This window comes from Endozoicomonas sp., from assembly GCF_965196975.1.
Classification (GTDB): Bacteria; Pseudomonadota; Gammaproteobacteria; order Pseudomonadales; family Endozoicomonadaceae; genus Endozoicomonas.
Map to the genome: position 1 here is coordinate 121,328 of NZ_OZ239981.1, position 22,619 is coordinate 143,946.

The following is a 22,619-nucleotide window of genomic DNA, read 5'->3' on the forward strand; positions in this document are numbered from 1 at the left end:
TGCTCTTCCGTCTCTATGGATCAATGCTTATTAAACATTTTATGGGTCAGAGCGGTTGAAAATGCCCGTGGTAATAAACGGGAAACCATAAAAACATTCAGTTGATTCATCCATCCTGCGATACGCACCGGGCGTTTCCCCAGAGCCGACAGGCCCGCTTGAACGACAGCCTTTGGATCCATCAGTGGCTGTCTGAACATTGCATTCAGGCCTCCAGTGACGGACTGCCCCATATCCGTATCGGTTAATCCTGGTGCAAGTACGGTGACATCAACGCCGGAAGATTTCAGTTCCTTATGCATCCCTTCAGCTAAAAGCTGGATATAGGCTTTACTGGCTGCGTACTGTGCCAGATAGGCTGAAGGCATATAAGCCATGATGCTGGACACAAATAAAATGCCTCCCCGCCCCCGCTGACGCATTTGTCCAGCAAAGTGGTGAGCCAGCCGGGTCGGTGCCGCCATATTGATTTGCAGCAGGCTATCCACTTGTTGCCAGCTCTGCTGATCAAACAGTTCATGGGTTTCTATGCCCGCATTGGGGATCACAAGACCGATTTCCAGGTCGGCGGATTGTTCTATCACCCGGTTGACCTCTGATGTATCCGACATATCAGCAACAATGACACGGGTACTGATTTCATGGTGTTGTTCCAACTGCTGAGCGAGTTCGTCCAGTAGTGATTCACGACGAGCCACAAGAATCAGGTTCAGCCCTTTTTTTGCCAGCACTTCGGCAAACGTCCTGCCGATACCCGCACTGGCACCGGTAATCAATGCCCATGATCCATATTGTTTTGCGAAGTCAGAGTCTGACATGTTGGGTTTATCCTTATTTAATGGGAGAAATCCTGCTTTTTTTAAACATGCAACATGAGTCTGATTGATCAGTTAAAGACGACGTTGCCTGATACTGATTCTCTGAAGGTAGTTGCCCATGGGAAAACGACATCCATGAGCTTGGTGGTTTCATCTGTGTTCAGAGAGCGCGTTGCAGATAAGCTGGTTGGTGTTTGTCGGGTATTTATTTTCTGAGCTGCTACGGTACCATGCGTATAAAGCGCCACAGGCATACTGAACGTGAAAGCAGAGAGACTCACCGGACCGTGTCCTTATTATTGTTATTGGCCGTATGAGTGTAATTACTTCCAGATCAGTTTTCTAATACTGTTTACGTACTTTGAGTGTCTGGATGGACGCAGAGGGCATGAAGCAATCAAGTCTGACAGTTCATGTTCAAAGGCTTCATCAGCTTTCAGTTCCAGAAGATAGTAATGACCCAGTGACTGTGGCTTGGAGATATTGAGTCGATCACTGTAGCGCTGATCATATACCTTGATGTCACTGTCTATCGTTACCCGGATTTTCTGGCAGGCTGAAATAAAATAATCCCGCTGATAGCGACAGATCAGTATAGGCATAATGCCATTGCCCAGGTATATCCGTCCTTTATCGGGTAATTGCTCGTAACAGTCATGCAGGGCATTCCGCCAGCTGAAGTTATTGTGCTCAAGATTCAGTGGGGCGCGAAATAAAATCTTTTTGCCTTTGCCCGATCGTCTTAACTTGAACTCCAGTTTGGCAGTACTGGCATCCTGAAGATCACCATACCAGCGTAAGCGCACTTTTTTTCGCTCACTGATTCCATTGAGGTTCTCTTCGTAGCGGGCAAGTCCACAGCTATCCAGGTAAAGGCTGTTAATCGCTCTTTGATCATACTGCTGAGAAAACAGCAGCGGGTGCGCTTTCAGCCATAAAAGCACCTTTTGCAGCTGAGCAGCTGGTATGGGAATTTTGACTTCAAATCTCAGTGCTTCCATCACTTTGGTTTGTCCGATTTCATGATGCCCTTATAGAGGGCTTTTACATTAACGTCTTTGCTATTGATCTCGATTCCATCCAGTAATAACACGCTGCCTTTTTCTACAAGGCTCTTACTTTTGCATGAGAAATTGAGGCAATTGATGTCATTAGCGCTGAGCCTGGCAGGGCCAAAGATGCTTTTTTTCATGTAACTCATGAGTGAGAACTCTTTAATGTTCTCCAGTTTGAGGCTATTTGCTGTCACCTCTGATCGGTCTTTCGCAACAACCGCGATGTTGCTGTTGGAGATGGTGCTGTTCTCAATAGTAAGACGACTGTTTTCTCCTGCCGATATTGCTTTATCGCTGACCCCGTCAAATAAACTGTGTTGCACTTTGAATACCGAGCCACTGGTGTCAATGGCATCACCACCGGACACTAACCCAATGTTGAAGAAGCGACTGTGCTTCACTGTGCCCCTGCAGAAGTCACAGTCAAAACCATCGGAGAGTGCATTACGTATCTCAAGGTTGCTGATATCAATGTCGCTGTTAATGATATTCAGTGCATCTTCCGAATCATTGTCGTTTATTGATAAATGGTTGACAGAAACGATCGAATTGACAAAGTAAACCGCACCTCTAGGTTGCCAGAAGCCCAGCTTAGGGCTTTTGGCATGACTGGCAAGCAAGTGACGAACTTTGCTTTCTCTGCGTTGAGTAGTGCCAATTACTGCTAATCCTGACCAATGGTCGCTATTGGGTTGTTTGTTGAGAGTTACCGGTTTTTTCTCAGTGCCATTGACTTCCAGCTCCCCAAATACCATCAAACCTGCACCCTCAGAAAACTCCAGCCGGGTGTCAGGCTGAATGATGACTTTCCAGTTATCTGGGGTAACCAGATAGTCATCGATTGTCCAGGTGCCCGACTGGATTTCCCAGAAGGATTCTCTCTGTTTAATGAATGGGTATTTTTTCAAATGAGGTGATTGTCCAGGTCTGGGAATAAACGAGAGAGGATCAATATCGTCAACTGACTGAAACAGTGAAGACATAGCCTGCATGGGTGTGTGGAGGTCACTGCTCAGCTCTCTATAGCCGGAGCAGGGTAATACTTGATAATCAGTTCCTAAACAGTCAACCTGTGCTTTCATTAGCTGTAAATCGTAATTACCAAGGAAAGGGACGCTTGAATGGAGCATGCGGCTGAAGCTCTCCTGAACATCTTCAAGCTTGTTGAACAGGTAGTCAGTGTCGATTTGATCCTTGAGATGCTGTAGCGCCAGCTCATAACTGGCAGCAATCTTGGGGTCAGAAAGCATGGTTGCGCTGATCAGGGAGTACTTACTCGGTTGCTTCATTAACCAGGTGTGTTTTGCTGGTGAAACAGCAACATCGCTTTGTATTGGCTCAAGGCGTGCCGTATGTGGATTATAATACCAGCGCCAGTTATTCCAGGTCAGCGCATGCCAGGCTCCCCAGATATCCACCGTAGCCAGATACTGCCCCAGCTTTTCAACATCGAAAACATCGCTGGCAGCACGCTTACCATTGATAAAGTCACTGATGAGTAACAGTGCGATTTGCTGTTGCCGTGCCAGCTCCTCTTTCTTGGAGATCTTCTTTCCTTGAATGGCTCTGGGTTTGAACTCACGAAGTCTCTGTCCTTGGCTATTTATACGTTCATCCAGCAAATCCAGCCGGACAACCAGACCTTCCGTGCGATTATTGGTTGCCAGAAGGTCTTGGCCAAAAGCCTGTTCAAGCAACATTACGCCCCAGTCATCACCATTGACTATCACATTGACCGGAAAGTGCTGTGGAGAAAGGATGTCAAAACCGGCAATATTCATGGTTTGACGAAACAGCTCAGGCCCCTGATGGGAGCGGACATTTGAGCTGAGCAGTGCAAAACGGGAAGTAGAAAAGATGGCTTTGCCTTTTTTCAGCTCCAGGCGAAGTGACCAGCGATCCTGACCTTTCACATGGTCGAGCAGGTCACCCTGCAGTCTCAAGTCAGTGTCATACTTTGACTGTTGAAAATAGAGGTCGCCTTCTGCATATTGTCGCGAATCCGGTATTAATCCGTCGGCTAACGCAGCTTGTCGATCGTCTACCAGCTTTTGCCACTCTTTGTATTTGATATCCAGTCTTAATGAGGGAATATCCCTTTCAGCCTTGAGCAGCTTGGCCGGAGCATCCCTTACATCTCTAACCAGTTGCAGAATACGATCTTGCGGGCTGGTATGCAGTGAGCGGTAGCCTCCCTGAATTAATAATGTTTTTGCAACATCAAGAGATGGGATCAGCAGGATGGCTATACAGAGTATGCCAATCCATATAAATCGCTTTTCACGTTTAGAGACAACGTGTGCTTGTCGATCAAGGCGGAGCTTCATGATTACAGCCCGGAAATGTCATTCTGTTCCAGAATGGAGATTTGTACCTGACTGAATTTGCTGTTCAGATTTGCAATAATGGCGTCCAGCTCTTCAGCGGTGTGTACATTGATAAAAAACAGGGCATCTACTTTGGCGTTGGAAAAGTCGAGCCTGCTTAAATCCATTCTTAGAACGTGCTGAGACAGTGTGTTTTTTAACTCTGAAAGCACATGCTCCCTTGATGTTTCCTGATCAACCGTGTATCTGATGGAAAGAAACAGGCCGTTTTCCTGAAATGATCTGGCCATTCTTTTTTTGGAAACGGCAATAAGAATTAAGATAACCGCACAGGCGGTAATGGCGGCAAATGTCTGGCCTGCCCCCAATGCGATTGCCAGTCCTATATTCAGGAAAAGGTAAGTCAGCTCTTCCGGTTCTTTTATAGGCGTTCGGAAACGTACGATCGATAGCGCACCAACAAGACCAAGAGCCAGAGCCAGCGAAGCCTTTACTACCGTAATGATAAGAATCACCGAGAGCATCAGAATCGGGAATAGTCGGGAAAAGTCTTTTCTATTACCAAAGGCGGTCGAGTACTTACGAAAATGAATGCCTATCAGGCTGGCAAGAATATAACCAATCACCAGATTGAGCATTAATGATGCCAGACTGACACTGGCATAGGGAAAGAAGGACGAACGAATATCTTTAGTAGGACTTTCGCATTGACAGGCAGCTGTAAAAATTGCTAGATCAGCAAAAAATAGCGGATGTCGTCGTGCGTAGAAAGATAACAAGACCTACAACAGCTGGGTGTGATTTGCCGAAATATACAGGGTTTCTATTGTGTGAGCCGAAATCAGCAACCTGTACTCGCCTTAGTGAGATCGGAGATATGTCACACCACAGCGTTAACCGTTTTCTACAACGTGAAGACTTTGCTCCCAATGACCTTTTCATGGAAGTAGCCGCAAGGCTGATTCTTGATGGGGGCACGCTATCGGTTGATGATACGGTGCTGGATAAGCCGTACAGTAACTACACGGCATTCATCGGCTATCATTACTCGGGCAAGCATCATAAAGCCGTCAAGGGCATTAATCTCATAACGCTCTATTACACCGATATCAAAGGCTATAGCCTTCCTGTCAATTTCCGTATCTATGACTCTGCGGACGGAAAGTCCAAAAATGATTATTTTCTCGAGATGCTGAAAGAAGTACTTGTATGGGGCTTACGACCTGCATTTGTTACGGGGGATTCCTGGTATAGCAGTGCCGCAAACCTGAAGACTGTGAAAAACAACGGTCTGGGTTTTATGTTTGCCGTTAAAAGCAACCGTACTGTTTCTATCCAAAAGGGTGACTACCAACAAGTGCAGAGCCTGGAGATTCCTGAAGAGGGAATAACCGTTTGGCTACGTAATTTTGGTTCTGTGCGTTTGTACCGGACGCGGCTAAAAAACGAGCTGCGCCATTACGTCGTCTACACACCCCATGCTGGATCAGAGGTATCACCACAGGTAGGCTTTAATGAACTTCACCTGCACCATTGGGCGATCGAAGAGTATCACCGGGCGCTGAAACAACTCTGCAGTATTGAGCGCTTTCAGGTGAGAGGAAAGCAGCAGGTCAGGAACCATATTTTTGCCTCTATCTTTGGGTATGCCTGCCTTCAGGCCAAGAAAGTATCTGAATCTCTCAGTAGCATCTATCGCGTTAAGAATGATGCGCTCAAGGATGCTATTTGGGACTTCATTAAGAGCTTCTCTGATGGTAAAGACTGGCTGAGACCATCTTTTATCAGAGCTGTCAATGCGTAAGTTCTATTTAGGTAAATACGCGACCAGAAGAGGATCTACAGACTCCAGCATAATTCAATCTTCCTGATTTAAAATCCTGTTTTGAATGTATCTATATCTAATTAATTCTAATTCATAAAATCATGGTTTCCTGTCACTGCTTACCATAGTGAGTAAAGGCATTGTTTTCAGGTGGTTTAGGGGCGTGGCAGATATTTGACTGGTTCAGGAAACAGGGTTTTAACAAAACAGGAAAACAGCCTGTTTATTGGTTGGGGGGAATTTACTGATCATGGAAGTAATAAAGGTGATGGGTGGGGAAAATCGCCCCATCATCTTGATTTATTAGGAGAATTTGATTTTTTACCAAGCTCCAGCCATCGTGCCGCCACGGGTGCCGACTGATGTCAAGGTGATGGTAGGGGCCGCGCCATTGCCATCCCATGCAGGAGAGTTAGCAGAAGCTGTTGCCGTCAGGGTGTAACTATTGGCTGTCGCTGCACTGATGGTCAGGTTGAAGAATGCGGTTCCCGACTCAGGGCTCTGCTGATGATAGATGCCAGGTGATCCGGTATTATCACCTGTTCCATCATTATCACCATCGGTTGCAGCCCCCAGGTAACTGCCATTTTGTGCCCTGTGTCGCTCCATGGCATTGGCCAGTCCCATAAGTGAAGCTCTTGCATCAGCGATAGCACTGTCCTCGACGTGTTGTCGATAGCTAGGAATTGCGATGGCAGCAAGAATCCCTAGCACTGCCACAGCAATCATCAATTCAACCAGTGTAAACCCTTTGCTACGACTCATTTCTCTTTTCTCTGCGTGTGAAACCTTGATGTTCCGGGTGGCTATCCACCCGATTTTTCCTAAACGCTGGCTCAGAGGCTATCGGATCTGTCGCCAGTAGGTCGTTTGTTTATCATCCCCGATTTCCAGAGGGTCACACTCCGCCCCTACGCAGACCAGTGCATCTTTACTGCCTTCCGGAAACAGGATACTGGTAGTGGGTGGAAGTCCACTGTTGGCCAGCTCTTTGTATCTGTCCTCAGGGTTCGTCAGATCACTGTCGGCAGGCTTGCCCGTCAGAAGGTCTACAGAATATGCTCTGGCTTTACCGGCAACCGGGTTACAACTGGCTGACACCTCATCGGAAGGCAGGTAGGTATTGAAATAAATCACTTCTTCAAAGGTCACCGACTCAGTCATGACCTTTTCCTGGTAATCCAGATCAAGGAACCAGCCTTTTCGGGCAGAAGACAATGAATTACCAAAGGCATCTTCTGCCGTTGCCTGCATCTCATTGGTGATATTGAACAGCTGAGTGTCCTGACTGTCATGCTTCAGCAGCTTATGAGCTGGAACGGCTTTTTTATCGACATTGTCTTTATTGACGGCAGGGTTTGCATAAGCCGGTGATGCCAGCACATAGGCTCTGTCCTGAACATCTTCATTGACCCGGCTCAGTGGATCTGGCCGACTACCGGTACCAATGGCCAGAGCAAGGTGAGTAGCTCCATTCAGTCGGAACAGGGAAGCATCCGGTTCCACAAAGAAGCGTCTGGATTGAGTTCTCTGCTCTTTGCCACCATCCATATGGTCGGGATTCTGAAGATCTGGGCCAATATAGGCAAAGATACCTTCGTGACGGTCCCATGTACCATCACCATCACTGTCAGTTGGCCAAACCAGGTTCTTGATGGAGGTTGTATTTGGAACTGCACACTCACTGGTATTGGTTGAGGTGCAGTTATTAATAAACAGTCGCCAGACCTGACCACCAACATCGGCAAAGAGTAGTTGATCTGCCAGACCGTCACCTTCCAGATCAATAACTCGTACGCCACCGGGGATGCTGTAGTTCATTTTGCTGAGTTTCAGATTGGCGCTGGTATCTGTGTCATTGCCTGCGGACCAGATGCGCTCTCCTGTTTTGGCATCCACGATGTAAATCGCATTACCCATCGTGTCGGTTTGATAGAGCTTGGCTCCATCCTGGCGTTGGTCATCATAACCACCACTGAATATGAGAACATCCTTGATGGTTGAGCCAATCTTGATTTTTGTTTTCACCGGCTTTGCCCAGGTCTGGCCTAGCCGCTCAAAACCACTGTCCCCACCAGAGATAAACCACAGGAGCTCAGGAGAGTCGGGGGTTGTTACATCCAGTGCATAGTAGCTTCTTCCACCTCGGCGCATGCCGATATAGGCATAGACAAACTCACCTTTATTGATGGATTGGCTGCTTAAAAAATCACTGTTCTGGTCATAGTTTAAGGTGTCGTATCCCCCCCAGATGACGCCGTTCTTATTGACATCATTGACCCAGAGCGTGACGGAGCCGTCCATGCCGTAGGGGCGTCCGTGACCGGGGGTACGGTTGGTGACGGCATTGGACTCCAGTCGATCCAGGTTTTTCAGCAACTCTTGAGGCATAAATGCAAATTTTTCTCCTCCGGTGTCTGCATCTATCGAGTGAATGAAGCCATCATTAGTGCCAAAGAAGATACCCAGTGTTTGATTTTCTTCCGGGCAATATTTTTCCTGCACACTGCACCCATAGGTTACCAGAGCAGGTACAGAATGAAGTGGGTCTCCATACCAGGTGTTTGGGTCACGAATCCAGTCCAGAAGGGCAGTTCTGCGCGAATTGTTGGATGAAGTAAGACCAAGATCCGTCGCTGAGATATTTGCGTTGTCTTTGTGTAATCGATGGGCATTACTGTTCAGGTTGACGGCATTGCCTTTTGGATTGGCTCCTGTATAGGTGAACAGCTTACGGCTTGATGCTTCAGGAATGTTGTCTCCAGCTCCACCGACATTGACTTTACGGCCATCAACCTGCTTGCTCCAGTAGCTGAAGGCTTCTTCTTTGAAGAAGCCTGTTTTGGAATCTACAGCCAGTGCCGGGCGGGCATCATAAACATCAAGTGGGTCGCCAGTAAGTTGATAACGCTTGAGATTCCCCTGCCAGCGGTCAGTTTTGGATGGTTTAAATACCGAGTAATAAACCTGCGACAGGTGTCTTGAGTTATTGAACTGGTTTGCAGTAACACCTGGACTGACAAAGCTGGACTCATCTTCGATGATACCTGTGATGATGTTGTTAAAAGCCTTGGCCAGTTCTGCTGCATTATCTGCGGTATAGAACTCACCACCACCATTAGTCGCAATATCTTTCAGGAACCGCTGAACGGTCTGGTTATCTTTCAAACCAAACGCAATGGTATGGGTGAATACATTCTGAGTACCGTCCATGTTGCTGCCGGTACTCAGGTCTGTTGTATTTAGCCACGTTGATAGGGTGCGGGCACATCTTTCACCATCACGGCTCGAGTCATTTTTACAGTGGACAGTAGATCCATCCGGGCGTGTATATCCCCCGGTTAACTTATTAATGTCATTCCAGTCATCACTTTCACTGGAGTTTGCTTCACCATCGGTTAGCAATACGGTGTAGTTGGATTGGCAAACATTATTGATAGGGCTGGGATGAGACCCTTTACCATCACGAAAGTATTTAGCGCCTTCGTAAAAGGTCGGTGTAAGCGGTGTGCCTCCATCTGGATACATGTTGTTGACCAGAGATATCAGATGGTCGCGTACCTTGTAACCGCTTTCCTGATCAATCCCTCCGGATGCGACTTTTATTTTGAGGCGGGGAGACAGTGACGGATTATCATCATAACTGATGGCTTTTCGGGTTCCACTGTTACCCGTCAGAAGCAGCGTAATATTGTTACCAGCAACCCAGCCAGATTTATCAACCAGCTCTTGAATGATTGCGGTGATATCAGAGCTATAAACTTCATTCCGTTTCCATTGATCGTTTTCCCAGCTGACACTTGCTGTTGTTCTGCTTCGCTTTGACAGGTTGTTATTGGATGGCGTAATAGAGTTGGAATTCGCCGCAGCATCCGCCTCAATAAGAATCCGGGAAAAATTGTTGGAATCTTCCCTGGCAGTTAACTCAATAGTTGCCGAGAGGATATTGGCCCCTTGCTTGATGGGTAGAGAGGGATAATGCAGACCCGCAATGGTTTTGCTTTTGCTGCTTTTACTATGGATTAATAGCGTGTTTTCACGGTCTTCGACGGTTTTCCCTGTCTGATAAGCGTCATTCTCAGAACTCTGAATACGGGTGTTCAGCAGCTCGTTTCTGCAGCCATTCTCACCGCCGGAGTATTCAATTTTCAGTCGCGGTTTCAGGCCTCTGTTGCCATCAATACTGTAAGCATGCTTAAGACCATTTGAGAGAGGAGAAAAGTAGAAAGTAGCGACATCATTACCACACCAGTTATTATGGTTTACCAATCGCTGCATCAGGCTGGTGATATCAACAGGGTATACGGTGTGATTATCAAGAGTGCCTTTTACCCATGGGTCAAGAGTGCGTACAACACTGCCAGAGTCCCATTTCGGGCGTATTGTTAAATTACCATTCGAGTTGGAAAAAGGCTGATTTGCAGTGCTACCAGGGTTACCAGCAAAGATTTCCACCTGAAGTTGTGAATCATCAGTGGCACTTGCTGTGAAATCGATTGATGCGGATTTTATGGTCGCCCCTTGTGGGACGCCAACATCCTGAAATCTTAAACCGGTAAAAAATGATTGATTGATGGATGAGTTGACGGAGTATTCAATAGTCAGATGAGCTGCTTTATCTTTTTGGCTACCATCCTGTTTGATTTTATAGGCAGAGCGGGATCCACTTTTACGCTCAAAGATTAAAACGATATCTGTCAGGTATTCGCTGTCGTTCCAGTTGAGTGATTGATCATTCAGTAAGTCCTCAACTACTGATGTTACGTCAACGCTATAAGCCCTGTCCTTGCTCCAGTTTCCAGGATACCAGGAAAGTGCCGGGGTGCGATTTTCTGTAATACCTGAGCCTTTAAAGTCACTGGGCATTTTGGCTCGTTCTGCAGAGACTTCTATTCTTGAATCACCACTATCACTGGTAACAGCTATAAACTCAACCGATGCTTTGGTGATGGTGGCATTGGCTGGAATCTTTAAATCCCGGAAGCGTAATGCATTCTCCTGTCCCCAGGTGAAGTTCATCTGGGACCCACCAAAATCAAGCCCGCCAAAAATACTGCTTTCTACGTTATCCTGCCAAACTTTTACGGAGGTATCTGTGCTGTAGTCTCCACCTTGCTGGACATATCGCCCAAGAGGAAGAGAAAAGCTATCCAAAGTAACCTGATTGGCCAGCTCATAAGCATCGTCTGATGATTCAAGCAGGTCAGGGGAACCATCAATAATGATGGAGCTGCCCATTGGCTGATCCATATCCGTGACTGGGAACGTCAGGCGGCTGTCTTCACCCCGACGGGCCCACAGTTTCATCAGGCCAACATTGAGGTTTGAAGAACTCTTCATAATATCTTCAAAGGCTTCCTGCATGATTTCCATACGGGAAGGCTCACGACTGTCATCATCACCATTGATGTCCCAGGCCATGGATCCGGAGTTGTCGAGAATAAACAGCACGTTTGGTTTAACACTGCTATCCAGGTTCGGATTGTGAAGATAGATATCCGTATCATCAGCCCAGGTGATAGTGGCGGATGACAGATAAAAGACACTGGCTAAGGTGACCAGTCCCTTTTTGAGGAGTGAGTAGCCTTTCATAAAACTGCCTTGTTATTGATCCAGTGTTCTGATTTGGTAACCCTGTTCCAGCTCCGTAACGATGTCATACCCATCAATCCGTGCGGTGCTGGTGGTTTCATATATAAATGTCTGTGGCAAACCTTTGCCTACGCCGAGGCTGCTGCCAGAGTCTGATATTTTTTCCCGCAGTGTGGTTTCGGTAACCGCTCTCACCGTGAGGTTGTTCGTACCGTTGGTATATTCGTAGGGATCAGGCTGAAAGTTTCCATTTGTCGCCTGTTCAAGAGCAAAGGCACTTTCTTCCAGTAAACGCTGCGTACTTCTAAGTGCGCTGTCGGCAGCCTGAAAAGTCGTATTCTGAAGCTGATAGGTCATTGAAACCCGTTGTCCCATTGTCGACAGGCGGGTACTGCCAATAGCAACCATGGTGATTAACAGCAGAATGATTAATGAGATAAACAGAATGGCGCCCTGCTGTCTGCCACTCTGCTGACTCCCCCTGATGGTCACAGTGATTACCCCTGGTTACGAAGCTGTATGGTCGTGGTGAAGACTCTTCTTAAGCGTCGGTCGTTGGTTGTTAATGTGGTGTTATTGTTCAGATTCAGGATGTCAAACACCCGCTGCTCATTGGTGTTGGTGACATTATTACTGGAGGCCACAACCAGGCTGATACGGATATGCGAGGTATTGCCAGGATTACAGGTGCCATTATCAAAACTTGCCTGGGTGCATCCTGAGGTATAACGAATATTGTTCCCGTCCCTGACACCGTATAGCACCTGCATGTTTTCGACACCTTCTACCATCTCTTCTCCATCCCGGAACAAGGCCTGGAGTGGTGAGCCGTCGGAGCCATTTCTACCAGAATTCCGAATGTCATAAATAAGGCCAGTGGTTGAACCAAGGTTATGAAGCGTCGGGCAGGTGGTAACATCGGTGCTGCACTCGGGCGGAACAACATAGTCTTTTAAAGAAATAGTATTATTCCCTGCTCCAATAGCCGTCATACTGTTCGCAGTGGTCGTTTCACTGGGGTCATTCTTGCACTCATAAAGTGACTCCTGTGGAGAAAATACTGCCAATTGACGGCAGTCTGAAATCAGGAATACGTCATCTGATGAATAGCAAATATCATTACTCAGGCTTATCTTTCCCGCATTATCAAAAGCCGTAACGTAAACGGGGTTCAGAGGACTGCCTGGGTTGGTAAAATCGTCGGGTCGCACCAGTTCTTCTGCGGTCAGGATCGCCAGTGTATCGCTGTTGGTATTATTGCCTTCTACACCAATAACGGACTGACTGCTGAAGTCTACCAGAGAGCCTGGCGTTACTTCCGCATCTGCAGAGACACAGCTGCCTCGGTATCCCGCCATACGAACATCTCGTTTGATCATTTCCATGGCGATTCGGGCACTGTCCTGTACCTGTGCCAGCGCACTGTCTGAGGCGTTGGAGCGTGAACTGTCCATAAACATTCGCATGACCCCAAGCATCAGTAATGAACTGAGTGTCAGGGCAATCATCAGCTCAATAAGGCTGATGCCTTGCTGAGAGCGGGCAAACTGTAGTCTTTCCATGCTAATTACAGCTCAAAGGTCATTTCATAGGACTGGTCTAACAGGCCATTACCGTAATGGCTTTCGCTCCAGATGATTTCCAGCGTGATTTCATTATTGATCGAGGCAATAGTTGCTGTGCCATTGATATCCTGCAGACTGGTCTGCCACTGGAGAATATCTTCTCTAGCCAGCTCTTCGGGTGAGCAGCCGGTGCTCAGGCAGTCTGGGGAAGTAATCGTCTGATCAAGATTATTTATATAAAAGCCGGTTTGATCAGAGTTTCGGCGCATTCTTTCGGCCAGGTCATAAGCCAGCATGGTTGCCTGGCTCCGAGAGAGCGAGCTGCCAGAGGACTGAAGGCTCATGATCTGCAGCCCTGCCATACCCAATAAACTGATGCTGAGAATCAGCATGGCGACCAGAACCTCAATCAGAGTGAAGCCTTTTGTCCTTAAATACATTGAGGTGTTCCTCCAACTCTTGCCTGACCAGCGCCGTTTATCCAGATGCCTCTGGCTGCGTCGTTGCCTCGCCTGTCACAAAGACTTAGCTGAATGCTGTTAGCAAGCGTTCCCCGATCGCTGAAAGCTATTTGAGCGCTTCCCCTGACGGTATTGTTGCCCTCCAGCCCTTCAAATTCCTGTAGGACTGTGGCTCCTTCCATAACGATAAAGCCATTACTCCAGTTGCCGTTATTGCCATCACAGGTTTGGCCATTTCCGGAACTGCAGACCGTAATAGTGGTGTTGTTGGCAGCGGCTTCACTACGGGCAAACTGAAGGGCTGCAAGTAGTCGATTGGTTTGTGAGGTCAGTCGATTGTCCTGAATACTGCTTTCAAAACTGGGGTAGGCTATGGCGGCCAGAATGCTGAGTATTGCTACGGTAATAACCAGTTCAAGCAGCGTAAATCCGTTAGCGAATGATTTTGTCATTATTGGTGTATGAGCAGGTTTACACTGTATTAAATGAGTTCGCGCGCATTAGGTCATAGGACGTCATTTTCGTCTAATAAAAGTCGATCAATGGCATTGAAAAGCGATGAGCTGCATCGTGTTGCCTAAAAAGCACTCGGCCGGCTTTTCTTCGATAGTTACGGGGTTTTTGTCTATTCGTGAACCATTGGTCACAGGAAAAAAACCTTTAATAGAATAAACGTAACCACTTCTATTTATGGGCTTAATAATGGTTGAAAAGCACCTATGTTTTGCAGTGTGAAAATCTGACTAACGATTACATCCGATTTCAGGGTTTAAGATCGGGGTCGGTAACACATCAGGTGAGACTGAATGCCAGGGATTGGGCGATGAAGTACAAGGTTAGGCATTTCACAACGCGTCATTTTGTCAGCTCTCATAGTACTTGTGAGAGCTATGGCCCTTTCTTTTTTTTCCCCACCTCAAAAGTTGCCTCTATTCCATCAAAGTCATTGGGGGTTTCTCTGATTGAGCTACTGGTGTCACTGTCAGTTGCTGCAATTTTAATCGCCGTATCTGCTCCCAGTATGAAGGCGCTAATCGTTAATAACCGGATCGATAATGTGACGGATGAAGTGTATGGCAGCTTGATGCTGGCAAGGTCGGAAGCGATCAAGCGGCAGCGGACGGTTTCACTATGCAGTACCGTAGATGATCTCACTTGTGATGAAAATAACGCTGGCTGGCACCATGGCTGGCTTATCTTTACGGATGAAAGTGATGACGGGTTACTGAATGACAGCGACCAGCTGATTCGTCGAGTAGCAGAGCAGTCAGACCTTATCTCAATTGTCTGGAACCGGGGCTATAGCCTGCGTTTCAATAGCCGTGGGCAGACCACTCAGGCTGGTACTTTCCAGATCTGTGATCAGGAAAACAACAGTGATTCGAAAGCGATTGTTATCAGTATGACAGGACGTTTGCGGACGGAGGAGCAGGGATCATGCAGTTAAGCAATTACTTTTCTGTTGCTGATTCACCGTTCGCGATAGGCGGGAACAAAACAACTGTATTGATCCCAAAGATTCGGGGATACAGATACAAGGCTAACAAATGTCCCTCTATGCATTTGAGTCTTGAGGGGGGAAAAAATATTGAGAAAAAAAACCGCGGTGTCGGATTGATCGAAGTGCTGATCAGTTTACTGGTGATCACCATTGGCATACTTGGAATGGCCGGTGTACACAGCAGTAGCCTGCAGTATAACCAGTCATCTTATGTGCAATCACAGGCAACCTTTCTGGCAACCGATATGCTGGATCGTATTCAGGCCAACAATAGCCTGGCCAAAAGTGGTACGAGTTATCAGGTAGGCTTGAATGACCTTGAATACAGTCAGTGCATTGAAAGTAGCTATCCCAATAATTGTGAAGCAGGAAGCTGTAACCCTCAGGAGATGGCTGCCTACGATGTTCTGCAGTGGAAGTTCCAACTGGCTTGTCAGCTTCCGGGCAGTCAGGGTTCTATTTCTTTCCTGGACAGTGGGAATATTCGCACTTATATCATTCGCCTCAGCTTTCCTGATATGGGTGACCGGGTTCCTCTCAATGATGTCGTATTGAGGGGGGTATTATGAAACGAGTTGAGAAAGGATTCTCATTGGTTGAGTTGATGATTGCCCTGGCTCTTGGACTGGTTCTTTTTGCGGGGGTTGGTCATCTGGTTCTCTCATCCAGCCGCTCGTGGGCATTGCAGGATGAACTTGCAAGAGTTCAGGAAAGTGCCCGACTGGCACTTGATATTCTCGGTCAGAGTATCAGTACCGCAGCCTATACAGGTTGTCCAGCCCAGGCCAATCTAGCGAATCTTCTATATACCGAAACCGATAACCGGCAGTGGATGATGCACTTTGATAAAGGAGTTCTGGGCATCCCTTCTGGAAATAGTGTTGAGGAACAACTGGATAGCAATGCGATTTCGGAAGCAATCGTTATCCATAGTATTGATAGTGATCAGGCAGTCGTGGTCAGTGGACATAATGCCGGAACGGCAACAGTCACTCTAAGCAGTGGCCATGGTTACGATGAAGGTGATCTTCTGGCGTTGATTTCACCGGGATGTGGGCAGGTTTCTGTTTTTAGAGCAGGAGCTTCGACAGCGAACAGTGTGGTTACCCACCCAGCTTCTGCCAGCGGCAGCCTTTACAACTGCATCAGTCAGCTACAGGGCAACTTCAACTGTCATGGCAGTACAGTGGATTCCAGCAATATAAACCACCAGGGGTCAAAACTGGCACCTTTACAGTCTTATGCCTTTTATCTGAGAGAAAGCAACAATGTGCCAACACTCTACCGGAAACTTGCGGGGGAATACGCCAGTGGTAATAGCATCAATGCGGAAGCGCTGGTTGAAGGCATTGAAGGGCTGAGTGTTCGCTACGGGGTGGACAGTGATAATGATGGTATTGCCAACCGGTATATGTCGGTTGGTGAAATGACACCCTACAGTGATGAGTGGCTGAACATAATTACCATCAAACTTGAATTGCTGGTTCGGAGTTTTACTGAAGTGGCTCCGGAGGCACAGGCCTATTTCTTTGCAGGCCAGCGAGTATTACCAGACGATCTGTACGTTCGCCGAAGCTTTATGAAAACCATTAAATTAAGGAATCGGGGGCTTTGATGAGGCATATCACTGATGCACCTCGGTTAGAGCCGTATTCTGCTGCTCTTGATGAACACCCTTTATTAACTCTCTCAGAGTGTGAGCGAGGTAGTGTATTGCTGGTTAGCCTGGTGATGTTACTGGTCATTACGGTTGCCGGTTTAACCGCCGTAAAGATGGCAACCCTTGAAGAAAAGATGAGTGGAAATTATCAGGATCAACAGATGGCTTTTTACGCTGCGGAGGCGGCGCTGAAGGAAGCTGAAAACTTCATTGCCAACAATGAGCTTGCTTTATCTAGCTTCAGTGTAGGCTGCGACGATGGATACTGTTTTTCTGGAAATGATATTAACGACATAGGTAGCTGTGAACCCGGTACTTCTGAGCCATGGCTGACGGGTACTGTATGGAGTGATAGCAACCAGCACAGGGTGACTACGGTCTTTATCAGCGGTATATCGGCTCAGGCTAAATATATTATTGAGTTTCGCTGCTATATCGCTAAGGAAGCTCCCGGGCCTTTACCAGACCCGGCTAACCAAGGGGACTGGGCTCAGTTTTACCGGATTACGGCATTGGCTACGGGTGGTTCCAGTGATTCACGGGTCATGCTTCAATCGTCGTATAAGAAGAGCAGCTGATAGTTGAGTTAACTGTGGAATATTAACAGGGAAGTGGAGGTGATCATGGATCGATGTACCTCACAACGATTTACGCTCAAGCAATGCATATTGCTAGGACTGCTGTTGCTGTTTTCTTTGAGGGCCAGTGCTGAAGCTGTTTCCAGTGATTATGCAGCAACGCCACCTTTAGTCAGTAACACCTCGGATCCACTGGTCATGTTGGTGATGTCCGTTGACCATGAGCTCTTCAAAAAAGCGTACAGCGATTATACCGACCTGGATTCGGATGGACGGCTGGATACCAGCTATGTGGACAGTTTTGATTATCTGGGTTACTTCGACAGTAACTGGTGCTATCAATACGCTTCCGGGCGCTATTCACCGGTAGCGGAAGCCACTGGTGATAACCGGCATTATTGCACCACGTCTCAGGCTCCCTGGAGCGGTAACTTTCTGAACTGGGCCACCATGACGCGGATGGATGTTATTCGTACCGTGCTGTTTGGGGGCAAACGCACCACCGATACTATCAGTCAGACCATTTTGGAAAGAGCCTATATTCCCAGAGATGTTCATGCGTTTGTTAAGGTTTACCGAAGCAGTGTTTCTGGCATTCCAACAGAAAATTTTACCCCTTATAACAATAGTGATATCAGCCTCTGCAGTGTTGCAGCCAGTGAGAATGGTATTCCGGTTGTCAGGGTGGCTTCAGATACCTGGCCGCGCTGGGCATCAACGGAAGTCAGACAGTGTCAGTGGAGCTCCAGTGATCCTAACAGCCCGCCATATAGTCAGGTTCTGGCTGAAAACAGTGTTTACGTTGAGAGCTGTGTCAGCGGGAAAGATGATAGTAATGAAAGCCGCTGCAAGTTGTACCCATCTGGTGTCAGTAAACCAACAGGTTTGTTGCAGAAGTATGGGGAAAGTGGGGGCATTCGTTTTGGTCTGATCAGTGGTGGTTATGATAATAATATTGCCGGTGGTGTCCTTCGTCAGAATATTATCCGGTTGGCGGGCAATGAAGATGCCAGTAACGATGAAGTCATTCTCGCTACCGGACAGTTCAACAGCAGTGTAAATGGTATTATTCAGCACATTAATACGTTCCGAATTGCCAAATACAGTTTCAGTGATAGCAAATACCTGGATTGCAGTACCTATGGGATTAAAGTGGATACATTTAAGGGAGGACTTGCCAGATCCCTGACATCCAGCCGTCACTGCAGCAACTGGGGGAACCCCCTTGCAGAGATGTACCTGGAGGCACTGCGCTATTTTTCTGGCGAAGTGGTGCCTTCGAATCAGTATCACACAGAGGATGATGACTATTTTGTTCCGGGCATCACTGCTGCGAACTGGGTTTCACCTCAAACGTCAGACAACCCCTGCGCTAACTGCTCCATCATTCTGCTTTCCACCGGCTTGAATTCATTTGATGCCGATCAGTTTGGTGCAGCCAATGATGTGCCCGGGATTAATGGATCCTCTGGAGTCGACACTCTTACAGATGCTGTCGGGGTTATTGAGGCGGCTACGAATCCTGCGGTCAGCTTTCCGGGAACTTATCTCGTCGATAAAAATGGTGGCGACCGGCAGTGTGAAGAAGCGGAAATATCCAGACTTTCAGATATTCGGGGGATTTGCCCTGAGCTCCCTCAGCTTGAGGGCGGGTACCAGATTGCTGGTTTAGCCTGGCATGGTCGGAAAACGGATCTTCGGGAAGATCTGGATGGCGTTCAGTCGGTAAAGAGCTATGTTATTCAGGTGAGTGAAAATGTCCCTTCATTTTCTCTGGATGTTGGCGGAAAAACAGTCGCTTTTCAGCCGGTATGCCAGGCTCACAGTAGTAGAAGTGAGTGTTCGCTGACGGATGTGGTGGTGGACTACCTGTCAGCGGACTCTAAAAGTGGGCGCTTTATCTTCACCTGGGAAGACTCTCTGTGGGGAAACGACTATGACTACGACGCCAGCTCAAGTATTGAGTACTGCATCGGCGATGCCTGTTCGCCAGCCATTGGAGAGTCTCAGGTTCAGATTTCAGTCCGGCAGGAAGCCAAGAATGCCGGAGCTGAAACCTGGTATTCCTACACGGTGACAGGCACTTCACAGGATGGTATCCAGATTCCTTTTGCAGTCGATACCGGCTCAGCAACCACTCAGGGGCAGGGCACGGCGGTTACACGAATCTTTGATGCCGTGGTTGGTAGTGCAGCGATCATATTACCCAAGCCCATATGGTTTGCCGCCAAATATGGGGGCTTCATTGATCTGGATGGTGATGAGACTCCCGGTTTTGACCTTGATGGTGATGGCATTCCAGAGGCAAATGACTACAGGGAGTGGGATAACAGAGTTAATGAAACGGGAGCCGTTGGCTCTGATGGCCTTCCAGATAACTTCTTTTTCTCCCGAAACCCAACGCTTCTGGCAGAGCAGCTTGAACAGGTGCTATCCGATATTTCGAGCCGGGTATCTTCAGCAACCAATGCTGCACTGTTTGCGAACAGTTCTACGGGAACCGGTGCCGTGTATCAGGCGCTGTTTCAACCCAGTCTGGAGGTCGATGGCAAATCCATTAGCTGGGGCGGGCTACTGCATTCATTATTTATTGACAGCAAAGGTTATATTCGTGAAGACGGTAATGGTAATGCCCAGCTTGATGACTATAGCTCTGACAAAGTCGTTGAACTGTTCTTTGATCCTAATGCTGGACAGACAATGGTTCAGCGATATACCTCCAATGACTTTGGTGTAACGTTATCCGCAGACGGGGCTCTTAAACCACTTTCGTCACTGGAAACCATCTGGGATGCCAGAGAACAGCTGTCTTTACTCTCCAATCTGACCAGTCAGCGGACTTACAGCGCGCTAGCCTCAGGTGGCAGACATATGCTGACCTGGCTGGATATCAATAATAATCAGCAGGTGGATGATGGAGAACAGCTGCCTTTTATGTCCTCAACCTTTACTGGAAATGAGGGGTATCTGGGCATCTCTGCCAGCGAGGTAGCTACTGTCATTAATTATGTTCGGGGAGAGGAAGTGGTCGGAACCCGCTCCCGTACCATCGATTTTGATGAAGACGGTATTGATGATGTCTGGCGTCTTGGCGATATCGTTCACTCAACCCCCAGACTGGTGGCCGCACCGGACAGTCGTTATGACTCTTATTACAACGACAGCAGCTATCGAACCTTCCACAACCAATACCTTAACCGTCGGCATGTTCTCTACGTTGGGGCCAATGATGGCTTGATTCATGCCTTTAATGGCGGGTTCTGGGAAGAGAGCTCCTACAGTTACCAGCGTACAACCAGTAATGGTGAGGTGCAGCATCCGCTGGGTGCTGAGCTCTGGAGCTATGCACCCATGAACCTGTTACCCCATCTTCGCTGGCTCACTGAAACGGATTATCCCCATGTCTATTACATGGATTCAGAACCACTGGTTTTTGATGCCAATATCTTCTCTGATGACAGTACCCACCCTGGTGGCTGGGGAACAGTCCTGGTGGTGGGTATGAGGCTGGGTGGAGGTGATATTGATGTCACCATCGATAGCGAAACTCGAACCATGCGTTCTGCCTGGGTTGTACTGGATATCACTGATCCGGAGCAGCCACCCGAGTTGCTGGCTGAAATTACGCATGCCGATCTGGGGTTCACAACTTCACGACCCGCCTTGGTTAAAAGACGTGAGGCTGGTGTTAATGCCAATGGAGAGACGGACTGGAGCGATCCATCACAAAATGAATGGTATCTGGTGTTTGGCTCCGGACCAGCAGGTAGCAGTAGTGCTGCCTTGAGATCAGCCCTGGAGCAGGGAACGTCGGATCAGAACTTACAGGTTTTTGTTTATGACCTGAGTAATAAGGGATTTGTGCCTGGCTTTGCCCCCCTGGCAACCTCTTATTCTTCGGCTTATGCAGGAGATATGGTTGTGGAAGACTGGGACAGGGATTACAAGGATGATGCCGTTTACTTTGGCACGGTTGAGACCGGGGGAGTCAGTTTGAGCGGGAAGCTGATGAGGCTCAGGCTGACATCGACGCTGGGCAGCTCCAGCCTGAATGTGTTTATGGATGCCGGGCAGCCGATTATGGCGCCCCCCATGACGGTGACCGATGAAAACAGCTTCTGGGTATATTCTGGTACAGGGCGGTTGCTCACTAATGGCGATAATCGTGATACAGCAGCCAACTATTTTTATGGTGTTAAGGAGCCATTAAACAGTACCAGAGAGTTTACCTATGCATCTGTAAGTCAGAGTGACCTGGTCAATGTAGGCGATGTGGCTGTCTTTACCAATGGCGATGTTTTGAAGAGGTCAGGCTCCTCTTACACATCATTTACTGTAGGCTCCCAAACCATCAACAGCTTTGGAACCTTACAGGATGTGGTGGCTGAGCAGGGGGGATGGAAGTTGCCCCTCAGTTTCGATGGCTCTGATCCTTCGGGGCGCAGTGTGAATAAGGCTGCCCGCTTGTTCTCTCAAATCCTCTTTACTGAATACAGCCCACCAGCAGACAGTTGCTCCATTGATGGTACTAGCTCTCTGTATTCTGTGCATTACTTAACCGGTACTGCGTCGCCCGATGCCGTTTTGGGCAGTGTGCCAGTGGATAATCTGGAAGTTGAGCGTTCACTGGATAAGGTGAGTCTGGGCATTGGTTATGCTTCTTCTCCGGTGGCGCACCAGGGAGAAAATGGAAAGCTGACTGCTGTGACCCAGGGAGCGGGAGGAAGCATTACCTCAACGAATCTTGAGTACAGTTTCAGTTCGGAAGGACGGCAGAGCTGGTGGCAGATTTTCAGAATTCCATGGATTGATTAATATGAATAGAGGCAAACCAATGGCAATGAGTCATGAAAAGGGTTTTTCATTACCTGAGCTGATTATTGTTGTTGCCATTATTGGTATTCTGGCGGGAATTGTTTACCCATCATATAGCCAGTATATGTATGAAGTTCGACGCAGCGATGCCTGGTCAGGCCTGACGGCTGCCGCTGCGGCTCAGGAGCGCTGGTACTCCATAAATCATACCTATACCGACTCTATTGATAACCTGGGTGGGAGTGGCTCTCCAGAAGGGTATTACTCGATCAGCGTTGAAGCTGATGGTTCTGCATTTACCCTGACGGCGACAGCCATCACTACAGAAGTTCAAGCAAGTGATTCAGGTTGTACAGCACTGACTCTGGATCATTTTGGAATCCAGGCACCTGAGTCGTGTTGGAAATAATACTTTGATCTAA

At 47.8% G+C, this 22,619-nt stretch carries 18 protein-coding genes; 8 read left to right on the plus strand and 10 right to left on the minus strand.

Features of this window, described 5'->3' with window-relative positions; all coding sequences use genetic code 11:
- Window positions 1–20: 20 nt before the first annotated feature.
- Window positions 21–818 (minus strand): SDR family NAD(P)-dependent oxidoreductase, encoded by a 798-nt coding sequence (locus ACOCLE_RS00610; protein WP_419535080.1) that lies wholly within the window; start codon window positions 816–818, stop codon window positions 21–23.
- Between the two features lie 54 nt (window positions 819–872).
- Between ACOCLE_RS00610 and ACOCLE_RS00615 the strand changes: the two genes are divergently transcribed.
- Window positions 873–1,034: a hypothetical protein gene (locus ACOCLE_RS00615; RefSeq protein WP_419535081.1), complete on the plus strand. Its 162-nt coding sequence runs from the start codon at window positions 873–875 to the stop codon at window positions 1,032–1,034.
- A gap of 107 nt (window positions 1,035–1,141) precedes the next feature.
- Here the strand turns inward: ACOCLE_RS00615 and ACOCLE_RS00620 are convergent, their stop codons facing one another.
- The 3 genes from ACOCLE_RS00620 to ACOCLE_RS00630 are packed head-to-tail and all read right to left on the minus strand — an operon-like array spanning window position 1,142 to window position 4,838.
- A complete protein-coding gene (locus ACOCLE_RS00620) occupies window positions 1,142–1,819 on the minus strand; it encodes a polyphosphate polymerase domain-containing protein (RefSeq protein WP_419535082.1) in 678 nt (225 codons plus the stop codon).
- The gene (locus ACOCLE_RS00625) at window positions 1,819–4,200 is read right to left on the minus strand and encodes a CotH kinase family protein (RefSeq protein WP_419535083.1); all 2,382 of its coding nucleotides are present in this window, start codon (window positions 4,198–4,200) and stop codon (window positions 1,819–1,821) included. The genes ACOCLE_RS00620 and ACOCLE_RS00625 overlap by 1 nt, the downstream gene beginning before the upstream one ends.
- Window positions 4,201–4,202: 2 nt before the next feature.
- Complete coding sequence (locus ACOCLE_RS00630; protein WP_419535084.1) at window positions 4,203–4,838, minus strand: DUF4956 domain-containing protein; 636 nt, start codon at window positions 4,836–4,838, stop codon at window positions 4,203–4,205.
- Window positions 4,839–4,960: 122 nt separating this feature from the next.
- Between ACOCLE_RS00630 and ACOCLE_RS00635 the strand changes: the two genes are divergently transcribed.
- Window positions 4,961–6,004 (plus strand): transposase, encoded by a 1,044-nt coding sequence (locus tag ACOCLE_RS00635; protein ID WP_419533005.1) that lies wholly within the window; start codon window positions 4,961–4,963, stop codon window positions 6,002–6,004.
- A gap of 342 nt (window positions 6,005–6,346) precedes the next feature.
- On the opposite strand, the gene ACOCLE_RS00640 is transcribed toward ACOCLE_RS00635, so the two are convergent.
- The 6 genes from ACOCLE_RS00640 to ACOCLE_RS00665 form a co-directional block, all read right to left on the minus strand.
- Window positions 6,347–6,790 carry a type IV pilin protein gene (locus ACOCLE_RS00640; RefSeq protein ID WP_066016491.1) on the minus strand — a complete coding sequence of 148 codons (444 nt, stop codon included), beginning with the start codon at window positions 6,788–6,790 and terminating at the stop codon, window positions 6,347–6,349.
- A gap of 78 nt (window positions 6,791–6,868) precedes the next feature.
- Window positions 6,869–11,617, minus strand: coding sequence for a hypothetical protein (locus ACOCLE_RS00645; RefSeq protein ID WP_419535085.1), 4,749 nt, complete (start codon window positions 11,615–11,617; stop codon window positions 6,869–6,871).
- A 12-nt stretch (window positions 11,618–11,629) separates the two neighbouring features.
- Window positions 11,630–12,109, minus strand: a complete 480-nt coding sequence (locus ACOCLE_RS00650) for a PilX N-terminal domain-containing pilus assembly protein (RefSeq protein ID WP_419535086.1) — start codon at window positions 12,107–12,109, stop codon at window positions 11,630–11,632.
- Window positions 12,110–12,114: 5 nt separating this feature from the next.
- Entirely contained in the window at window positions 12,115–13,179 is a 1,065-nt protein-coding gene (locus ACOCLE_RS00655; protein ID WP_419535087.1) for a PilW family protein, read from the minus strand.
- A gap of 5 nt (window positions 13,180–13,184) precedes the next feature.
- A complete protein-coding gene (gene pilV, locus ACOCLE_RS00660; RefSeq protein ID WP_419535088.1) occupies window positions 13,185–13,622 on the minus strand; it encodes a type IV pilus modification protein PilV in 438 nt (145 codons plus the stop codon).
- Window positions 13,613–14,095: a GspH/FimT family pseudopilin gene (locus ACOCLE_RS00665; protein ID WP_419535089.1), complete on the minus strand. Its 483-nt coding sequence runs from the start codon at window positions 14,093–14,095 to the stop codon at window positions 13,613–13,615. The genes pilV (ACOCLE_RS00660) and ACOCLE_RS00665 overlap by 10 nt, the downstream gene beginning before the upstream one ends.
- 371 nt (window positions 14,096–14,466) lie before the next feature.
- On the opposite strand from ACOCLE_RS00665, the gene ACOCLE_RS00670 reads away from it, so the two are divergent.
- The 6 genes from ACOCLE_RS00670 (at window position 14,467) to ACOCLE_RS00695 (ending at window position 22,606) form a co-directional block, all read left to right on the plus strand.
- Window positions 14,467–15,090, plus strand: coding sequence for a GspH/FimT family pseudopilin (locus tag ACOCLE_RS00670; RefSeq protein ID WP_419535090.1), 624 nt, complete (start codon window positions 14,467–14,469; stop codon window positions 15,088–15,090).
- 110 nt (window positions 15,091–15,200) lie between these two features.
- The gene (gene pilV, locus ACOCLE_RS00675; RefSeq protein WP_419535091.1) at window positions 15,201–15,713 is read left to right on the plus strand and encodes a type IV pilus modification protein PilV; all 513 of its coding nucleotides are present in this window, start codon (window positions 15,201–15,203) and stop codon (window positions 15,711–15,713) included.
- Window positions 15,710–16,759 (plus strand): PilW family protein, encoded by a 1,050-nt coding sequence (locus tag ACOCLE_RS00680; RefSeq protein WP_419535092.1) that lies wholly within the window; start codon window positions 15,710–15,712, stop codon window positions 16,757–16,759. The genes pilV (ACOCLE_RS00675) and ACOCLE_RS00680 overlap by 4 nt, the downstream gene beginning before the upstream one ends.
- A 98-nt stretch (window positions 16,760–16,857) precedes the next feature.
- A complete protein-coding gene (locus ACOCLE_RS00685; RefSeq protein ID WP_419535093.1) occupies window positions 16,858–17,382 on the plus strand; it encodes a pilus assembly PilX family protein in 525 nt (174 codons plus the stop codon).
- Window positions 17,383–17,427: 45 nt separating this feature from the next.
- Window positions 17,428–22,197, plus strand: coding sequence for a pilus assembly protein (locus ACOCLE_RS00690; protein ID WP_419535094.1), 4,770 nt, complete (start codon window positions 17,428–17,430; stop codon window positions 22,195–22,197).
- A 1-nt stretch (window position 22,198) separates the two neighbouring features.
- Window positions 22,199–22,606 (plus strand): type IV pilin protein, encoded by a 408-nt coding sequence (locus ACOCLE_RS00695; protein WP_419535095.1) that lies wholly within the window; start codon window positions 22,199–22,201, stop codon window positions 22,604–22,606.
- Window positions 22,607–22,619 lie beyond the last annotated feature (13 nt).

Coding starts and splice junctions, on each gene's coding strand:
- ACOCLE_RS00645 (WP_419535085.1), bottom strand. CDS start 11,617: ATGAAAGGCTACTCACTCCTCAAAAAGGGACTGGTCACCTTAGCCAGT.
- ACOCLE_RS00670 (WP_419535090.1), top strand. CDS start 14,467: ATGAAGTACAAGGTTAGGCATTTCACAACGCGTCATTTTGTCAGCTCT.
- ACOCLE_RS00640 (WP_066016491.1), bottom strand. CDS start 6,790: ATGAGTCGTAGCAAAGGGTTTACACTGGTTGAATTGATGATTGCTGTG.
- ACOCLE_RS00665 (WP_419535089.1), bottom strand. CDS start 14,095: ATGACAAAATCATTCGCTAACGGATTTACGCTGCTTGAACTGGTTATT.
- ACOCLE_RS00695 (WP_419535095.1), top strand. CDS start 22,199: ATGAATAGAGGCAAACCAATGGCAATGAGTCATGAAAAGGGTTTTTCA.
- pilV (WP_419535088.1), bottom strand. CDS start 13,622: ATGTATTTAAGGACAAAAGGCTTCACTCTGATTGAGGTTCTGGTCGCC.
- ACOCLE_RS00690 (WP_419535094.1), top strand. CDS start 17,428: ATGGATCGATGTACCTCACAACGATTTACGCTCAAGCAATGCATATTG.
- ACOCLE_RS00655 (WP_419535087.1), bottom strand. CDS start 13,179: ATGGAAAGACTACAGTTTGCCCGCTCTCAGCAAGGCATCAGCCTTATT.
- pilV (WP_419535091.1), top strand. CDS start 15,201: ATGCATTTGAGTCTTGAGGGGGGAAAAAATATTGAGAAAAAAAACCGC.
- ACOCLE_RS00615 (WP_419535081.1), top strand. CDS start 873: ATGAGTCTGATTGATCAGTTAAAGACGACGTTGCCTGATACTGATTCT.
- ACOCLE_RS00680 (WP_419535092.1), top strand. CDS start 15,710: ATGAAACGAGTTGAGAAAGGATTCTCATTGGTTGAGTTGATGATTGCC.
- ACOCLE_RS00625 (WP_419535083.1), bottom strand. CDS start 4,200: ATGAAGCTCCGCCTTGATCGACAAGCACACGTTGTCTCTAAACGTGAA.
- ACOCLE_RS00620 (WP_419535082.1), bottom strand. CDS start 1,819: ATGGAAGCACTGAGATTTGAAGTCAAAATTCCCATACCAGCTGCTCAG.
- ACOCLE_RS00630 (WP_419535084.1), bottom strand. CDS start 4,838: ATGCTCAATCTGGTGATTGGTTATATTCTTGCCAGCCTGATAGGCATT.
- ACOCLE_RS00610 (WP_419535080.1), bottom strand. CDS start 818: ATGTCAGACTCTGACTTCGCAAAACAATATGGATCATGGGCATTGATT.